This window comes from Pseudonocardia terrae (genome assembly GCF_021343995.1).
GTDB lineage: Bacteria > Actinomycetota > Actinomycetes > Mycobacteriales > Pseudonocardiaceae > Pseudonocardia > Pseudonocardia terrae.
The window spans coordinates 1-15,381 of the sequence record NZ_JAJTTE010000094.1 but is presented as its reverse complement, the minus strand read 5'-3'; the positions used below and the strand labels follow the sequence as shown (position 1 = coordinate 15,381).

The 15,381-nt window shown below is 74.9% G+C and carries 13 protein-coding genes and 2 pseudogenes; 10 read left to right on the top strand and 5 right to left on the bottom strand.

Annotated elements, in window-relative coordinates; genetic code table 11:
- Positions 1 to 196: 196 nt before the first annotated feature.
- Positions 197 to 856, bottom strand: a complete 660-nt coding sequence (locus LWC33_RS33285; protein WP_233308686.1) for a CE1 family esterase — start codon at positions 854 to 856, stop codon at positions 197 to 199.
- Positions 814 to 1,023, bottom strand: a complete 210-nt coding sequence (locus LWC33_RS33280; RefSeq protein WP_233308687.1) for a hypothetical protein — start codon at positions 1,021 to 1,023, stop codon at positions 814 to 816. The genes LWC33_RS33285 and LWC33_RS33280 overlap by 43 nt, the downstream gene beginning before the upstream one ends.
- Before the next feature lie 188 nt (positions 1,024 to 1,211).
- Here LWC33_RS33280 and cofG point away from each other — a divergent pair.
- Positions 1,212 to 2,450, top strand: a pseudogene (gene cofG / locus LWC33_RS33275) (7,8-didemethyl-8-hydroxy-5-deazariboflavin synthase CofG); the annotation flags it as partial.
- A 244-nt stretch (positions 2,451 to 2,694) separates the two neighbouring features.
- The gene (locus tag LWC33_RS33270) at positions 2,695 to 2,898 is read left to right on the top strand and encodes a hypothetical protein (protein WP_233308683.1); all 204 of its coding nucleotides are present in this window, start codon (positions 2,695 to 2,697) and stop codon (positions 2,896 to 2,898) included.
- On the opposite strand, the gene LWC33_RS33265 is transcribed toward LWC33_RS33270, so the two are convergent.
- Positions 2,895 to 4,175: a GGDEF domain-containing protein gene (locus tag LWC33_RS33265; RefSeq protein WP_233308685.1), complete on the bottom strand. Its 1,281-nt coding sequence runs from the start codon at positions 4,173 to 4,175 to the stop codon at positions 2,895 to 2,897. The two genes, LWC33_RS33270 and LWC33_RS33265, sit on opposite strands and share 4 nt — an antisense overlap.
- Positions 4,176 to 5,020: 845 nt before the next feature.
- On the opposite strand from LWC33_RS33265, the gene LWC33_RS36725 reads away from it, so the two are divergent.
- The 5 genes from LWC33_RS36725 to yhjD all read left to right on the top strand — a co-directional run bounded on the left by LWC33_RS36725 (position 5,021) and on the right by yhjD (position 10,957).
- Positions 5,021 to 5,209: a hypothetical protein gene (locus LWC33_RS36725; protein WP_443720191.1), complete on the top strand. Its 189-nt coding sequence runs from the start codon at positions 5,021 to 5,023 to the stop codon at positions 5,207 to 5,209.
- Positions 5,210 to 5,816: 607 nt separating this feature from the next.
- Complete coding sequence (locus tag LWC33_RS33260) at positions 5,817 to 7,238, top strand: MFS transporter (protein ID WP_372476836.1); 1,422 nt, start codon at positions 5,817 to 5,819, stop codon at positions 7,236 to 7,238.
- A gap of 257 nt (positions 7,239 to 7,495) precedes the next feature.
- Positions 7,496 to 8,815 carry a winged helix-turn-helix transcriptional regulator gene (locus LWC33_RS33255; RefSeq protein ID WP_308191052.1) on the top strand — a complete coding sequence of 440 codons (1,320 nt, stop codon included), beginning with the start codon at positions 7,496 to 7,498 and terminating at the stop codon, positions 8,813 to 8,815.
- 12 nt (positions 8,816 to 8,827) lie between these two features.
- Positions 8,828 to 9,856, top strand: a complete 1,029-nt coding sequence (trpS, locus tag LWC33_RS33250; RefSeq protein WP_233308680.1) for a tryptophan--tRNA ligase — start codon at positions 8,828 to 8,830, stop codon at positions 9,854 to 9,856.
- A gap of 12 nt (positions 9,857 to 9,868) precedes the next feature.
- Positions 9,869 to 10,957 carry an inner membrane protein YhjD gene (gene yhjD, locus LWC33_RS33245; RefSeq protein WP_233308679.1) on the top strand — a complete coding sequence of 363 codons (1,089 nt, stop codon included), beginning with the start codon at positions 9,869 to 9,871 and terminating at the stop codon, positions 10,955 to 10,957.
- A gap of 19 nt (positions 10,958 to 10,976) precedes the next feature.
- On the opposite strand, the gene LWC33_RS33240 is transcribed toward yhjD, so the two are convergent.
- Together LWC33_RS33240 and LWC33_RS33235 are read right to left on the bottom strand one after the other, a co-directional pair.
- Positions 10,977 to 12,224 (bottom strand): D-alanyl-D-alanine carboxypeptidase family protein, encoded by a 1,248-nt coding sequence (locus LWC33_RS33240; RefSeq protein WP_233308678.1) that lies wholly within the window; start codon positions 12,222 to 12,224, stop codon positions 10,977 to 10,979.
- Positions 12,225 to 12,334: 110 nt separating this feature from the next.
- The gene (locus LWC33_RS33235; RefSeq protein ID WP_233308677.1) at positions 12,335 to 12,784 is read right to left on the bottom strand and encodes an SRPBCC family protein; all 450 of its coding nucleotides are present in this window, start codon (positions 12,782 to 12,784) and stop codon (positions 12,335 to 12,337) included.
- A 38-nt stretch (positions 12,785 to 12,822) separates the two neighbouring features.
- On the opposite strand from LWC33_RS33235, the gene LWC33_RS33230 reads away from it, so the two are divergent.
- The 3 genes and pseudogenes from LWC33_RS33230 to LWC33_RS33220 all read left to right on the top strand — a co-directional run.
- On the top strand, positions 12,823 to 13,251 hold the full coding sequence (locus LWC33_RS33230; RefSeq protein WP_308191050.1) for a cytidine deaminase: 429 nt from the start codon (positions 12,823 to 12,825) through the stop codon (positions 13,249 to 13,251).
- A gap of 70 nt (positions 13,252 to 13,321) precedes the next feature.
- Positions 13,322 to 14,599 carry a thymidine phosphorylase gene (locus tag LWC33_RS33225; protein WP_233308676.1) on the top strand — a complete coding sequence of 426 codons (1,278 nt, stop codon included), beginning with the start codon at positions 13,322 to 13,324 and terminating at the stop codon, positions 14,597 to 14,599.
- A gap of 94 nt (positions 14,600 to 14,693) precedes the next feature.
- Positions 14,694 to 15,381 (top strand): annotated as a pseudogene (locus LWC33_RS33220) (hypothetical protein); the annotation flags it as partial.

Genomic DNA, 15,381 nt, shown 5'->3' with positions numbered 1-15,381 from the left:
TCAGGGCGCGACTCGCGGGAGCTCAGGGTGCGACTCGCGGGAGCTCAGGGCGCGACTCGCGGAAGCTCAGGGCGCGACTCGCGGAAGCTCAGAGCGCGACTCGCGGAAGCTCAGGGCCCGACTCGCGGAAGCTCAGGGCCCGACTCGCGGGAGCGCAGAGCCCGACTCGTGCTGCCGGAACTGCCGACTCGCGGGGTCAGGGGGCGGAGAGCTGGGCCCACACCCACCCCGTGGCGTCGCCGGGGTCGAGGGTGGCGCCGGCGCCGGAGTCCGGGGTGGCCCAGGAGTGGTCCCGGCCGGCGAGGACGTCCTGCACCACGGTCCGCCCGCCCGCGCACGTCCAGCGCGTGACGGTCGCCGGGCCGGTGACGGCCGTGGTCGGGTCGGCGCAGGAGGCCGCGGCGAGGAACGGGGCCAGCGTCGCGTCGAGCGAGGCCCGCCCCGGCCGCCCGCCGATCGGCACCCGCGGGTCCGCTGTGCCGGCCACCGCCCCGACCCGCACCGGCGCGGGCGCCGGGCAGGGAACCGTCAGCGCACCGGCGACGGGACCGATCCCGGCAAGGTCACCCGGGTGGGTGCAGGCCCACGCGTAGCTGAGCATGGCGCCGTTCGAGAACCCGACGGCGTACGCCCGCCGTGGGTCGGTGCCCTCCCGCGCGGCGAGGGCGGCGGCGAGGTCGTGCAGGTAGCCGACGTCGTCGACCCCTCGGGAGGCCGAGCTCCCGCAGCAGGTGCCCGCGTTCCAGGTCCGGTCGAGCCCCTGCGGGTACGCGACGACGACGCCCTCCCGCTCGGCCAGGTCGTCCCACCCGGTCAGTTCGCGCATGCCGGTCGCGGTCCCGCCGGCACCGTGCAGGACGAGGACCAGCGGCGCCCCGGCCCGGCTGTCGCGGGGTGGTGGACGAGCGCGGTGCGGTCGCCCAGCGCGGTACGGAGGGTGAGCGTTCGGTCGGCGGCCGGGACGTCGGCGCACGCCGCCAGCAGGACCGCGAGCAGCACGAGGACGCCGGAACGGACGCGCACCCGGCGAGGATAGGGGCGCGCGCTATTCCCGGCCGCGCTTGTGACGATCTCGCAGGTCGACCTGGCCCGCGGGCCGGACATAGTGTGGGCGGATGGCCGAGATGCTCCCCGAGCCCGTGCTCGCCGACGTGCCGGAGAACTTCGTCGTCCCCGCCGGCGCTCCCGAACCCGTCCCGTCGGACTCCGCGGTGCGCCGCGCCCTGGGGCGGGTGCGCGAGGGCGGCGTGCCCGACCTGACCGACGCGGCGGTCCTGCTGGCCGCGCGCGGCGAGCACCTCGACGCGCTCCTGGATGCCGCGTCGACGGTGCGGGACGCCGGTCTGGTCGACGCCGGCCGTCCCGGCGTGGTCACGTACTCGCGGAAGGTCTTCATCCCGCTGACCCGGCTGTGCCGGGACCGCTGCCACTACTGCACCTTCGTCACCGTGCCGCACCGCCTGCCGGCGGCGTACCTGGAGCTCGACGAGGTGCTGGAGATCGCGCGGGCCGGCGCGGCGCAGGGCTGCAAGGAGGCCCTGTTCACCCTGGGGGACCGGCCCGAGGCCCGCTGGCCGGCGGCGCGCGAGTGGCTCCGGGAGCGCGGCTACGACTCGACCCTGGACTACGTCCGTGCCTGCGCGATCGCGGTGCTGGAGGAGACCGGCCTGCTGCCGCACCTCAACCCGGGCGTGCTGTCGCGGGAGGAGCTCACGCGGCTCAAGCCGGTCGCCCCGTCGATGGGCATGATGCTCGAGACGACGGCGACCCGGCTCTGGTCGGAGAAGGGCGGCCCGCACTTCGGCAGCCCGGACAAGGAGCCGGCGGTCCGCCTTCGGGCGCTGACCGACGCCGGGCACGCGGGTGTGCCGTTCACGACCGGCATCCTGATCGGGATCGGCGAGAACCGGACCGAGCGCGCCGAGTCGATCTTCGCGATCCGCTCGGCGGCGCAGGCCCACGGGCACGTGCAGGAAGTGATCGTGCAGAACTTCCGGGCCAAGCCGGACACGGCGATGGCCAACGACCCGGACGCCGACCTCGAGGAGCTCGCGGCGACCATCGCGGTGACCCGCCTGGTCCTGGGGCCGACGATGCGCGTGCAGGCCCCGCCCAACCTGGTCGGCGAGGAGTTCGCCCTCATGTTGCGGGCCGGGATCGACGACTGGGGCGGCGTCTCGCCCGTCACGCCGGACCACGTCAACCCCGAGCGGCCGTGGCCGGTCATCGACGAGCTCGCCGCCCGCTCGGCCGAGTCCGGCTTCACCCTGCGGGAGCGGCTCACGGCGTACCCGAAGTACGTGCTGGCGGGCTCGCCCTGGATCGACGCCGGGCTGCACGCGCACGTCGCGGCGCTCGCCGACCCGGAGACCGGGCTGGCGTCGGAGCAGGCCGTGCTCGAGGGGCGGCCGTGGCAGGAGCCCGACGACGGCGTCGCCTCGACGGGCCGCGCCGGCACCATGGCCGGGCAGGCCGCCGGGTCGGCGCGGTAGTTCGCGGCCTCCGCGCGGTGATCCAGACCGTCGCGTCGGCGCGGTGATCCAGGCCGCTGTGTCCCGCGGTGATCAAGGGCGGGCCGGGTCGGGACGAGGTGAGCGAGCACCGGTCTGCCCTTGATCACGAGCGTCGCGTGGAGCAAGCGGCGCGTGCCGCTCGGGCGCGGACGCCGGCGGCGTTGCGCGTAGCCTGACGGCCATGGGTGTCCTCGGCGAGCTGTTCCCCGGTCCGAAGATCTCCGACGAGGCCGGTGAGTCCGGCAACGGTGAGAACTTCCGGCTCGGGCCGATCGACCTCGAGAACGGCGTGGTCCAGGTCGTCCGGGCCGGTGGCGCCGAGCAGGCGGGCACAGCGGTCGAGGGCGAGCCCGCGGACGCCCCGGCCGACGGGGACGGCGACTAGGAGGCCTCCGGCTCCGTGCGCGGGGCCTCCACGGCCTCCGCCGCACGGCCGTTCTGTGCGGCGTCGCCGTGCTGCGAGTGGTCGGCGATCCGCACGGCGTTGCGGCCCGCGTCCTTGGCCCGGTAGAGCGCACGGTCGGCGATGGCCATGGCCTGCTCGACCGTGGTGCCGGGGCCCGTGGGAACCATCGTGCCGCCCACCGAGATGCTGAGGTTGCGGATCGAGAGCGGCCCGTCGGGCGTCTCGACCGGCACGATCAGGGTGGTCACCCGGTGCCGGATCCGCTCCGCGACGGCGTGGAGCTCGGCGGCGGCCCGTGCGGCGGGCAGGCCGGGCAGCAGCACCACGAACTCTTCGCCGCCGAAGCGTCCCACGAGGTCGTCGCCGCGTACCTCGTCCCGCACCGCCCCGGCCACCTCGGCCAGCACGCGGTCGCCCGCGAGGTGGCCGTGGGTGTCGTTGACCTTCTTGAAGTGGTCCAGGTCGAGCACCAGCATCGCGAGACTGGTCCGCTCCCGGCGGGCCCGCACGAGCGCCTCGCCGGCCCGGGCGTTCCAGGCCGTGGCGGTGAGCAGGCCCGTCTTGCCGTCCGTGGTCGCGGCGTCGGCCAGCTCGCGGAACATGACCGCCCGCTGCAGCACCAGGATCGGCACGAACGCGAACAGCACGAACCACCAGGACACGGTGAGCGTGAGCGCGAGCATCGCGCCGAGGCAGAGCGTGGCGATCTCGACCGCGACGTCGTCGAGGTGGCCGAACAGGTCCGCGGGCTTGGCGTCGGGGTTGCTCGTGGCCACGGCCAGCGCGATGAGCAGCGAGTTGACCGCCGCGTAGACGAGCGTGGCGCAGGCGAGGGCCGCGAGCCCCGTGACGCCGGCCGACCAGGCGTCCGATCCGCCCGTCCGCTCGACGACCTCGTGCGCGGCGACGGCCGCCAGCAGCACGGTGGACGTGGTGAAGGTGTGCCGGAACAGCGGGAACCGCGCCGGCTTCCACACCCGGAACCAGAGGTAGGTGTAGATCACCGCGATGGTGGCGGTGGCCAGCGCGGCCGGGAGGAGCAACGCCGCGGCGAAGGTCCAGATCGTGGAGAGGTCGGTGTAGGACTTCTCGCCGACGCGACGACGGGCGCGCTCGACCCCGGTGGCCACCTCGGTGTGCACGATGCCGGCCGCGGCCAGCACGAGCGCGAGAACGGCCGAACCGACACTGGGCCGAAGGGCTCCCCAGGACAGGGCGATGAGCACCAGCGCCGACGTCTCCACCACGGCGAGCATCGCGATCACCCGAGTGGGCTGGGCCCACACGGCCCAACGGGTGATCCCGCACCTCCGTCGAGGTGACTGCGCCACGAGAGTGTCTCCTGTCCAGCCAAACTGGTGATGTCCGACCCGAGCGTAGTCAGACGATCACTCGATCCGGATGCCCCGAAACGGTACCGAATCGCATGTCTCGACTACTCTGGGTGACACACGCTGTGGGCTCGACGGGTCCAGGCCGGGCGGTGGCGCGCCGCGACGGGGCGTACCCGCCTTCGCCGGCGGTCGTTGCCCGCATGTCGGAGCGCACCGGCCGCCGCGGTCCAGGACCGCCGGTCACCGGTTGATCGCCGGAGCCGTCGCGGTCGTTACCGCCGGTCGGTGCGCGGGGAGGAGGGCGCCGTGCGCGACCGCGCGAGGTGTGACCCGGGGCGTCCCCGCCTGATGACCTCGCGTTCGCGCCCCGCGGTGAACCGTTCCCCCCACCGGTGCGTGACGCGACAAGGAGTCCCTGCGCGATCCTGCCTGCTGAGAGCCTCCGACGGGACGTCCCCACCCGCCTCGAGGAGCTGCGATGCGCAACCGCGCCTGGTGAGCAAGAGCACACGAAACGTGAGTAACCCGATCCGACGACGACCCGAGGGGGCCCGAGATGCGCAACCGCGCCTGGTGAGACGGCCCGGACGCGACCCGACGAGCGGCGAGGAGGCGGAAATGCGTAACCGCGCCTGGTGACGGCGAGCCGACGACCACGACCCGACCAGTGGAAAGGAGCCCGCAGATGCGCAACCGCGCCTGGTGAGAGAGCCCGACGACGAAGGACACGACAGCGAGAAGGAGCCCGCGATGCGCAACCGCGCCTGGTGAAGAAGCCCGACGACCGAGATCTGACCAGCGAGAAGGAGGCCGAACATGCGCAACCGCGCCTGGTGAGAGAGCCCGACGACGAAGGACGCGGCAGCGAGAAGGGGGTCCGCGATGCGCAAGCGCGCCTGGTGAAGAAGCCCGACGACCGAGATCTGACCAGCGAGAAGGAGGCCGGACATGCGTAACCGCGCCTGGTGAGACCACTCGACCACCACGACCCGACCAGCGGAAGGGAGCCCGCGATGCGCAACCGCGCCTGGTGAGAAGTCCGACGACAGAAGCCTGATCAGCGGAGAGGAGGCCGGACATGCGCAACCGCGCTTGGTGACACCGCCCGACGACGAAGGACACGACAGCGAGAAGGAGGCCCGCAATGCGCAACCGCGCCTGGTGACACGGCCCGACAGCGAAAGCCCTGACCAGCGGAGAGGAGTCCGGAGATGCGCAACCGCGCCTGGTGAGACCGCACAGCCCGACCGAGACGAGCGAGGAGGCCCGCAATGCGCAACCGCGCCTGGTGAGACCACCCGACAGCGAAAGCCCTGACCACCGAGAAGGAGGCCTGACATGCGCAACCGCGCCTGGTGAGACCCGCAGAGAAGCCCCGCAGCGACCCACGGAAGGACCAGCCCCATGCGCAACCGCGCCTGGTGACCCCGCATCCCGCAGACCCTTCGCAGTCCGCTCCCGAAGCCCCGTCGAGACCCCCGAACCCGCCGGCCCACGCCACCCGCTCCCATTTCCGGGAGGCACTCCGGAGCCGGCTCCGCACACCCGTCCGCGTGGCAGGGGGTGCGCGGTCCGACGTTCCTGGAGCAGGCTGAGACGACCGGTCACCGCCGAAGGACGACCGTCCGCCGAGCGATCCGTCAGGACTCTCCGGCTCCGGTCGCTCACGTTCAGTATCCATCTACGAGCCCGGTGTACCGGGCGAGTGGACGCTGCCACGTCGGGGGGATCGTGCGTCGGAGAGCCACGCGACCGAGCGTGTTCCGCAGTGCGGAATTCCGTGCCCTCTGGGTGGCGGAGCTCGTGTCGATCTGCGGGGACCAGCTCGCGCGCGTCGCGTTCTCGGTGCTGGTCTACGGCCGGACCGGTTCCGCGGCGTGGGCCGCGGCCGTCTACGCGCTGACCTTCCTGCCCGCCCTGCTCGGCGGCGTGCTGCTCGGCTGGGTGGCCGACCGGTTCCGCCGGCGCGAGGTCATGGTGCTGGCCGACGTCGCCCGTGCGCTGCTCGTCGTCCCCCTCGCGATCCCCGGGATCCCCCTCGCGCTGCTCTGTCCGCTGCTGGTCCTGGTGGTGGTGCTGGCCTCGCCGCACACCGCGGCCCAGGGAGCCCTGCTGCCCGACGTGCTCGATTCCGAGGAGCTGCTCGAACGCGGCTTCGCCGTCCGGCAGATCACGAACCAGACCGCGCAGATCGCCGGGTTCGCCGTCGGCGGCGTGCTGCTTGTGCTGATCAGCCCGAGCGTCGCGATCCTCGTGAACTCCGGGACCTTCCTGCTCTCCGCGCTGTTCGTGCGGTTCGGGGTCCGCAGACGCGCCGCCCCGGTCGCAGTGTCCGACGGCGCCGGGCCCGCTGCGCTGTCCTGGCTCGCCGACATCCACCGGGGCGCGCGCACCGTCTTCTCGCACCCGCGGCTGCGCACGCTGGCTCTCGCCGTGTGGCTGGTGGGCGGCTACGTCGCGCCCGAGGCCCTGGCCGTCCCGTTGGCCGACGAGCTCGGCGCCGGCTCCTGGGCCGTCGGCCTGCTGATGGCGGCCGACCCGGCGGGCAGCGTGCTGGGCGCGCTCGTGATCAGCCGCTGGGTCCCCGAACGCCTGCGGGAGCGGGCGGTCCTGCCCTGCTCCGCCCTGGCCGGGCTGCCGCTGGTGGCGTCGATGTTCGTGCCGAACGTGGCCGCGATCGTGGTCCTGTGGGCGGTCACGGGGGCGCTGTGCACCGCGGCGCTCGTGCCGGCCCAGGCGGTGTTCGTCCGCTCCACGCCCGACGAGGTGCGCGGACGGGCCACCGGGCTCGCGGCGTCGGGCCTGATCGCGGCGCAGGGACTGGCGATCCTGGTCTGCGGCTTCCTCGCCGAGCGGTGGGGCGCGCCCCTGGCCGTGGGGGTCTGCGGCGCGGCGGGCGCGCTGCTCGCGACCGCGCTGATGATCACTCGCGGGGCGAGGACCGAACGGGCACCGCACCGCGTCCGCGCGGCGCAGGAGGGCTAGGGCTAGGAGGCCAGGGGACGTCTGGTGGATCATCCGCCGCGGTCTCGGCGCCCGGACGGCCCCTGGCCGCGTTGTCGCCTGGCCCGAACACGCCCGGTATGACGGCCCGGCTCCGCCTTGCCAGGAGCCGCCCGGATCACCGAGCCCATCGCCGGTGATCCACCAGACGTCTCCTGGCGACGCCCCGGGGCCGGGGTGCGGGCCGGCCGGGGCCCGCACCCCGGTCGGTCGTTCACCAAGAGCGGTTGCGCTTCACGGTGATCTCCCCTGGGCGTGTCGACGAGCGCCCTCGATTGTCGGCCTCGGCGGTTCCACCTGCGGGTGAAAAACGGCCGGCGCACCGTCGCGCAGCGTGTATCGACGCAGGTCGGCGTTGGTCCGTCAGGGTCGGTTCCACCTGTCACCGGACCCGGCGGCGGGGCGACCGCGCGCCCCTGCGGCGGCCGGCCCCGCCTCACTCGACCCCCCTGGTCGTCGGGCTCGTCGGGCGGAGGTCTGCGCTTCGATCGACAGAGCCAGCACGACGCTACGATCGGGCCCACCGTCCGGTCAAGGGGGAAGCCGTCAGCGACTCGACCGCCACCCGGGAGCCGGTCGCGCCCCGCGCGCCGGTCGCGGCGACGACCCCGCGCGCCGCGGGCCCCGCCCCGGCCGAGCCGACGCCGCTCGACCTGGCCACGGCCCTCCTCGCCGACACCTGGACGCTGCTGATCCTGCAGCGGGCGCTGCTCGGCGTGCGGCGCTACGGCGAGTGGAGACGCACCCTCGGCATCTCCGACGCCTCGTTGTCCAGCCGGCTCCGCGCGCTCACCGACGCGGGCCTGCTCGCGACCCGGCCCTACCGCGAGGGCGGCCGCTCCCGGCACGAGTACCGGCTCACCGATTCCGGCCGCGACACGTGGGCGCTCCTCGCCGCGATCTGGCTGTGGGAGCGGGCGTGGGTGCCCCGGGAGGTGCCGCTGCCGGACCCGGTGCACACCGGTTGCGGCGCCGTCTCCGACCTGCTCGTGACCTGCGGGCACTGCGACCGCCCGGTGCGGCTCGACGACCTGGACCTCGACCCCGCCGCCCGGGTCCCGATCGTCGGGCCGCCCGGGGCGCGGTTGCACCCCCGCCGGACCCGCGCCGCGCTGCCCGCGGACCCGCTCTCCGTGTTCCCCGGCGCGATGGAGATCATCGGCGACCGCTGGGGTGCCGCCGTGCTGTCCGCCGCCGTGGTCGGGATCCGGACCTTCTCCGGCTTCGAGCGCGGCCTCGGCGTCTCGCCCGACGTCCTGGCCGACCGGTTGCGCCGGTTCCGCGCGCTCGGCGTCCTCGACCGGGACGCGGAGGGCTACCTCCTGACCGCGCGCGGCCGCGCCACCTTCCCGATCCTGACCTGCCTGGCCGACTGGGGCCGCCGGTGGATGACGGCGGACGGTCGGCCCGCGGCCTACCCGGGCGTGCACCGGGCCTGCGGGCGTCTGTTCGGCCCCCGGCTGCGTTGCGCGGAGTGCCGGGAGGAGCTCGGTTTCGGCACGGTGCTGCCCGCGGACCTCGTGCCCGGTGGCGCGCGAAAGCACGTCGACAGTGGTTGAGAGACTGGTCCCATGACCGGGACCGACACGACCGCGCGACGTCCCCGGGTGCTCTCCGGGATCCAGCCGACCGCCGACTCCTTCCACCTCGGGAACTACCTCGGCGCCGTCCGGCAGTGGGTGGCCCTGCAGGACGACCACGACGCGTTCTACTTCATCCCGGACCTGCACGCGATCACCGTCGACCACGATCCGGCGACGCTGGCCGCGCGCACCCGTAACGCCGCCGCACAGCTGCTCGCGCTCGGGCTGGACCCGGAGCGCTGCACGATCTTCGTGCAGTCCCACCTGCCCCAGCACTCCCAGCTGACGTGGGTCCTCGACTGCTACACCGGGTTCGGCGAGGCCTCCCGGATGACGCAGTTCAAGGACAAGGCCGCGAAGCAGGGCACCGACCGGGCCACGGTCGGGCTGTTCAGCTACCCGGTGCTGATGGCGGCGGACATCCTGCTCTACCAGGCCGATCGTGTCCCGGTGGGCGAGGACCAGCGTCAGCACCTGGAGCTGACCCGCAACCTCGCACAGCGCTTCAACCAGCGCTTCGGCGAGACGTTCACGGTGCCGGAGCCGTTCATCCCGGCGGGCGCGGCCAAGATCCAGGACCTGCAGGACCCGGCGGTGAAGATGAGCAAGTCGGCGTCGACGCCCGGCGGCATCGTCGAGCTGCTCGACGACCCGAAGCGGATCGCCAAGAAGATCCGCTCGGCCGTCACGGACAACGAGCGCGAGATCCGCTACGACCCGGAGGCGAAGCCGGGCATCGCGAACCTGCTGACCATCTACTCGGCGCTCACCGACCGCAAGGTCGCCGAGATCGAGGCCGAGTACGCCGGCAAGGGGTACGGCGACCTGAAGAAGGATCTCGGCGAGGTCGTGGCGGACTTCGTTGCTCCGCTGCGCGAACGGGTACAGGCATACCTGGGGGACCCGGCCGAGCTCGATCGGGTGCTCGCCCGCGGAGCCACCCGGGCGGGTGAGGTCGCCGGCGCGACGCTGGCGGCCGTTCACGAGAGGATCGGGTTCCTGCCGCCGACGAGCTGATGGGGTGAGGGCGTGGCCGGGCCGACGACGGACGAGAAGACCCGCGCGAGCGCGGCCGACGACGGGGCGAAGGACACCGACGACGGCCCGACCGCGATCGAGAAGGCCCGGGAGCGCATGCCGTGGCTCGACCACGTCATGCGGGCGGGGACGCGGTACACGGACCGGCACGGCGACCACTACGCCGCGGCCATCACCTACTTCAGCGTGCTGGCGCTCGTGCCGATCCTGATGGTCGCGTTCGCCATCGCCGGGTTCGTCCTGAAGAGCCAGCCGCAGCTGCTGCAGCAGATCCAGGAGGGCATCACCGCGCAGGTGCCGGGCCAGCTCGGCGACACGATCAACCAGGTGATCGACCAGGCCATCAGCTCCGCGGGCGCGGTCGGGATCATCGGCCTCCTCGTCGCGCTGTACTCCGGCATCGGCTGGATGAGCAACCTCCGCGAGGCGCTCTCCGAGCAGTGGGCGCAGCCGCCGGAGACGCCCAACGTCGTCAAGAAGACGCTGTTCGACCTGCTCGCGCTGGTCGGACTCGGCCTGGCACTGGTGCTGTCGTTCGCGGTCTCGGCGGCGGGCAACGCGTTCGGCCGGCTGCTGCTCGACCTCGTGGGTCTCGGCGGCCAGGCCTGGGCGCGAGCCCTGCTCAGCCTGTTCGCCGTGCTGCTCGGCCTCGCCGCGAACTGGCTGGTCTTCCTCTGGGTGATCGCACGGCTGCCGCGGGCGCCCGTCGCCGTGAAGAGCGCGATGCGCGCGGCCGTGCTCGGCGCGGTCGGCTTCGAGGTCCTCAAGCAGATCATGACGATCTACCTGGCGTCGGTCACGAAGTCGCCGGCGGGCGTGGCGTTCGGCCCGATCATCGGTCTGCTGGTCTTCGCGTTCTTCACCTCGCGGTTCATCCTCTTCGTCACCGCCTGGGCGGCCACGGCGAAGGAGAACGAGCAGGAGGAGCCGGTCGAGGTGCCGGCGCCGGCGGTGATCCGGCCCGAGGTCGTCGTCCGGTCCGGGCCCAGCCCGGCCGCCGCCGCGGGGCTGCTCGGGGCCGGCGCGGTGACCGCCGTCGGCGGGTTCCTCGGCCTGCGGGCCCTCCGACCCCGCCGCTGACGGGACCGTTCCCGACGCGCTAGCGGTGGCGCCGCCGGGCGAGCACGATCCCGGTGCCCGCCACCAGCACCAGCGCCGCGGTGACCGCCACGGCCCACGCCGGGACCGGGGTCGAGGCGGGGGCCGGCGCCGGGGCGATCGCGACGGGCGCCGGGGCCGGCGCGGGGGTCGGCTCGACGGGCCGGGAGTCGACGAGGGTGCCGACCGAGGCCGTCGCGGGGAGGGCGAAGCCGTAGTCGAGCAGGGCCCCGGCCTGCGCGACCATCCGGACCGGGTGCTGCTCGCCGCGGACCATCGCGACGACCAGCCGCCGGCCGTTGCGCTCGGCGGCGCCGAGGAACGTGTGCCGAGCGGCGTCGGTGAAGCCGGTCTTGCCCGCGAAGGCGCCGGGGTAGGTGTGCAGCAGCGGGTCGTCGTTGGCGATCTGGAAGCCCGGGCGGTCGGCGAAGCCCGGGAAGGGCACGGTCGGCGTCGCCAGCGTCTCGCGCACCAGCGGGTCCCGCAGCGCCACGCGGAACAGGACGGCCAGGTCGTAGGCCGAGGTGGACATCCCCGGGCCGTCGAGACCCGACGGCGTGGCGGGACGGGTGTCGAGCGCCCCGAGCTGCTCGGCGCGGGCCTGCATCGCCTGCAGCGTCGCCGGGACCCCGCCCATCGTGCGGGCGAGGGCCATCGCGGTGTCGTTGCCCGAGTTGAGCAGCAGCCCGGCCAGCAGCTGCCGCACGGTGTAGTGGCCGCCGGGGCCGATGCCCGCCTTGCTGCCGTCGACCCGGACGTCCTCGGGCGTCGCGACGACGTCGGCGTCCGGGTCGAGCTGTGCCCGCACGACGAGCGTGGTCAGGATCTTCAGGGTCGACGCGGGGCGTTGCCGCCCGTGCGGGTCGTGGGCGGCGAGGACGGCACCGGAGTCGAGGTCCGCGACCACCCAGCCCGTGGCGCTGACGGCCGGCGGTGGGGCGGCGCCGTCGGGCAGGACGTCGCCGCAGGCGCCGAGCCGCGGTCCGCCGACGGGCTGCTGCGGCACCGGGACCGGCGCCATCGCGACGGTCTCCTCCCGGGCCGGCGGGCCGGAAGGGGCCTCCTGACCGGCACAGACGCCCGCGGGTGCCGGTGCGGCGAGGGCGGAAGGCGGGGCCGGGGCCGGGGCCGGTGCGGCGACCGGCGGCCCGGCCGGTGCGGCCGCGGCCGTCGCCGTCGGCCCCGCGAGGAGCAGCGTCACGATCGCGGCGCCCAGTGTCCCCACCGTTGCCCGCCCCCACCTGCGCACACCGCGACGATAAGGCGACGCCGCCCGCTCGCCCATCCGCCGTTCGCCTGGCTCCGCCGCCCGTGCGCGGGAAGTGGTGCTCCCGCACCACCCCCCACGTGCGGGGTGGGTCAGCGCTCCTCGAGCCGGGCCTTCATCCGCTCGAGCGTCCGCGCCATGCCGTCGACCATCATCCCCTCGCGGTCGCGGCCGAGCAGGCCCGTGGCGGCGAACAGCTTCGCCGGGGCCGCGAGGGCGCCGGTGCGCTCGCGCCACTCGGTGAGCTGCGTAGCGCCCTCGACCGGCTCGGTCCGGAAGCCCCAGGTCATCGCGCTCTCCAGCACGGAGAACGCGAACGCCTTGCCCGGCACGCTCTCGATCACGCGGCAGTGCGTGCGCCAGCGGATGCGGCCGTGTCGGTTGAAGCCCACGAACCGCGCCCCGAGCACCGGGCCGGTCGCGCCGGCGCGCCACGCCCCGCCCGTGCACTCCGGGCTCCACTCGCCCATGCGCGTGATGTCGCTGACCAGCGCCCACACCTCGTCGGGGGTCGCGTCGACGACCACGTTCGTCTCGTCCACGATCCACATCCTGCCCGGCCTCCGGCAGGATCGATCGGGTGACCACGGGGGACCAGCACGAAGATCGGCGCCGGGACCGGCACCTTGACCACGGTGATCGGGACTGGGACCGGCTGCGCGCGGCGGCGGTCGACGCGGCGGCCGCGGCGTACGCGCCCTACTCCGGGCTGCACGTCGGCGCGGCCGCCCTGTGCGACGACGGCCGCCTCGTGACCGGCTGCAACGTCGAGAACGCCTCCTACGGCCTCACCCTCTGCGCCGAGTGCACGCTCGCCGGGCAGCTGCGGATCACCGGCGGCGGGCGGTTCGTCGCGGTCGCGGTCCGCTCGGGCACGGGCGCGCTGCTCATGCCGTGCGGCCGCTGCCGTCAGCTGCTGTACGAGCTCGGCGGGCCGGACTGCGCGCTCGACACCCCACGCGGGATCCGGACCCTCGCCGACGTCCTGCCCGACGCCTTCACCCTGTGACCCGGCACCCTGTGACCCGGCACCCTGCGAGCCGACCGTCGGCCGACGACCCGGGACCCGAGGAGCACGCGTGACCCACTCCGCCGTCGACGTCATCGCCACCAAGCGGGACGGCCACCGCCTCACCGACGCGCAGATCGACTGGGTCGTCGCCGCCTACACCCGCGGCGAGGTCGGCGACGAGCAGATGGCGGCCCTCGCCATGGCGATCCTGCTCAACGGCATGGACGACGCCGAGACCGCCCGCTGGACCCTCGCCATGATCGAGTCCGGGGAGCGGCTCGCGCTGCCGGACGTCGGGCGCCCGCTCGTCGACAAGCACTCCACGGGCGGGGTGGGGGACAAGCTCACGCTCGCGCTCGCGCCCCTGGTGGCGGCGTGCGGTGCGGCCGTGCCGCAGCTGTCCGGGCGCGGGCTCGGCCACACCGGCGGCACCCTGGACAAGCTGGAGGCGATCCCGGGCTGGCGGGCGGAGCTGTCGACGGACGAGGTCGCGGCCCAGCTCGCGGAGGTCGGCGCCGTCGTCTGCGCGACCACGCCCTCGCTCGCCCCGGCCGACCGCAAGCTCTACGCGCTGCGCGACGTCACCGGCACGGTCGCCTCGATCCCGCTCATCGCCAGCTCGATCATGAGCAAGAAGATCGCCGAGGGGACCGACGGGCTGGTCCTCGACGTCAAGGTGGGCAGCGGCGCCTTCATGCGGACCCGGGAGGCCGCCGAGGAGCTCGCGCGGTCCATGGTGGCCATCGGCGCGGCCGACGGTCTGCCGACCCGGACGCTGCTCACCGACATGTCGGTGCCGCTCGGTCGGACGGTCGGCAACGCCCTGGAGGTCGCCGAGGCGGTCGAGGTCCTGCGCGGGGGCGGGCCGCCCGACGTCGTGGAGCTCACCCTCGCCCTCGCCCGCGCGATGCTCGGGCTGGCCGGGATCGACGTGGACCCGGCGGAGGCCCTGGCGTCGGGCCGCGCGTTCGCGGTGTGGGAGCGGATGATCGCCGCGCAGGGCGGCGACCCGGGCGCGCCGTTGCCGCGGGCGACACACGTCGAGACCGTCGACGCGCCGGCCTCGGGCGCGCTCACCAGGCTCGACGCGCTGGCCGTCGGCACCGCGGCCTGGCGGCTCGGGGCGGGCCGGGCGCGCAAGGAACACCCGGTCCAGGCCGCGGCGGGGGTGCGCCTGCTGGTGGGTCTCGGCGACGAGGTGCGGGCCGGCGAGCCGCTGCTCGAGCTGCACACCGACACCCCGGATGCGGTGGCGGGCGCCCGCGCCGCGCTCGGCGACGGCCTCGCGATCGGGGACGAACCGGTCGATCGGGGCCCGCTCGTGCTCGACGAGGTCGGCGCCTGAGGGCGTTTGCGCAGCTCATCACCGTTTCCGCGGCGCGGCGCGCCCGGGCGGGCCCGGCAGGAGGGATCGACGTCCGTCGGGCACCATGGAAGGGATGCGCGAGTACCGGAGCCCCAGCACGCCGGCTGGTCCCCGGCCCGAGGACGTGCCCGGGCCGGCTCCGGCGCGCGTGGACGACGCCGAGCCCTCCAGGGAGGAGCTGCGCGACGACCGCGCGCCCGCCCCCGGACCGGCCGCGCCGAACGGTCACCGCGCGGACGACCCGCCCCCGGACCGGCCCGACGGCCCGGCGGACTGGTTCGACACCCGCCGCATCGAGGGGCCGGTGCGTCGCCCGGAGCAGCCCGACGCCGGTTCCCACGCCCGCACCGACGCCCGCACTGACGCCCCCACCGACGTGGGGCGCCCGGACGCGGCGCGCGCCGACGCCCGTCCCGACGTGAGGCGCCCCGCCGCCGGGCCGGGCGTCGCACCCCCCGGTCCGGGGCACGCCACCCCGGGCCGGTCCGACCGCCCGTCGGGCTCGGGGCGGCCGAGTGCGAGCCGGTCCGGCCCGCCGCGCCAGACCGATCCCCAGCCCCACCCGGCCCAGCCCGGCCTCGCTCAGCCCGGCCCCGGTCGCACCGGCGCGCCCCAGCCCGGCGGGCCGGAGTTCGCCCCGGCGCAGCCCCGCCCGGTGCAGGCCGATGCGGATCGGCCCGGCGGGGGCCAGCCGGGCTCGGCTCAGCGCGGCGTCCAGCCCGGACCCACCCAGGCCGGACCCACCCAGGCCGGACCCACCC

Excerpts from the sequence above, each read along its gene's own strand:
- LWC33_RS33270 (WP_233308683.1), top strand. The coding sequence starts at position 2,695 with ATGGGTGTCCTCGGCGAGCTGTTCCCCGGTCCGAAGATCTCCGACGAG.
- LWC33_RS33265 (WP_233308685.1), bottom strand. The coding sequence starts at position 4,175 with ATGCTCGCCGTGGTGGAGACGTCGGCGCTGGTGCTCATCGCCCTGTCC.
- trpS (WP_233308680.1), top strand. The coding sequence starts at position 8,828 with ATGACCGGGACCGACACGACCGCGCGACGTCCCCGGGTGCTCTCCGGG.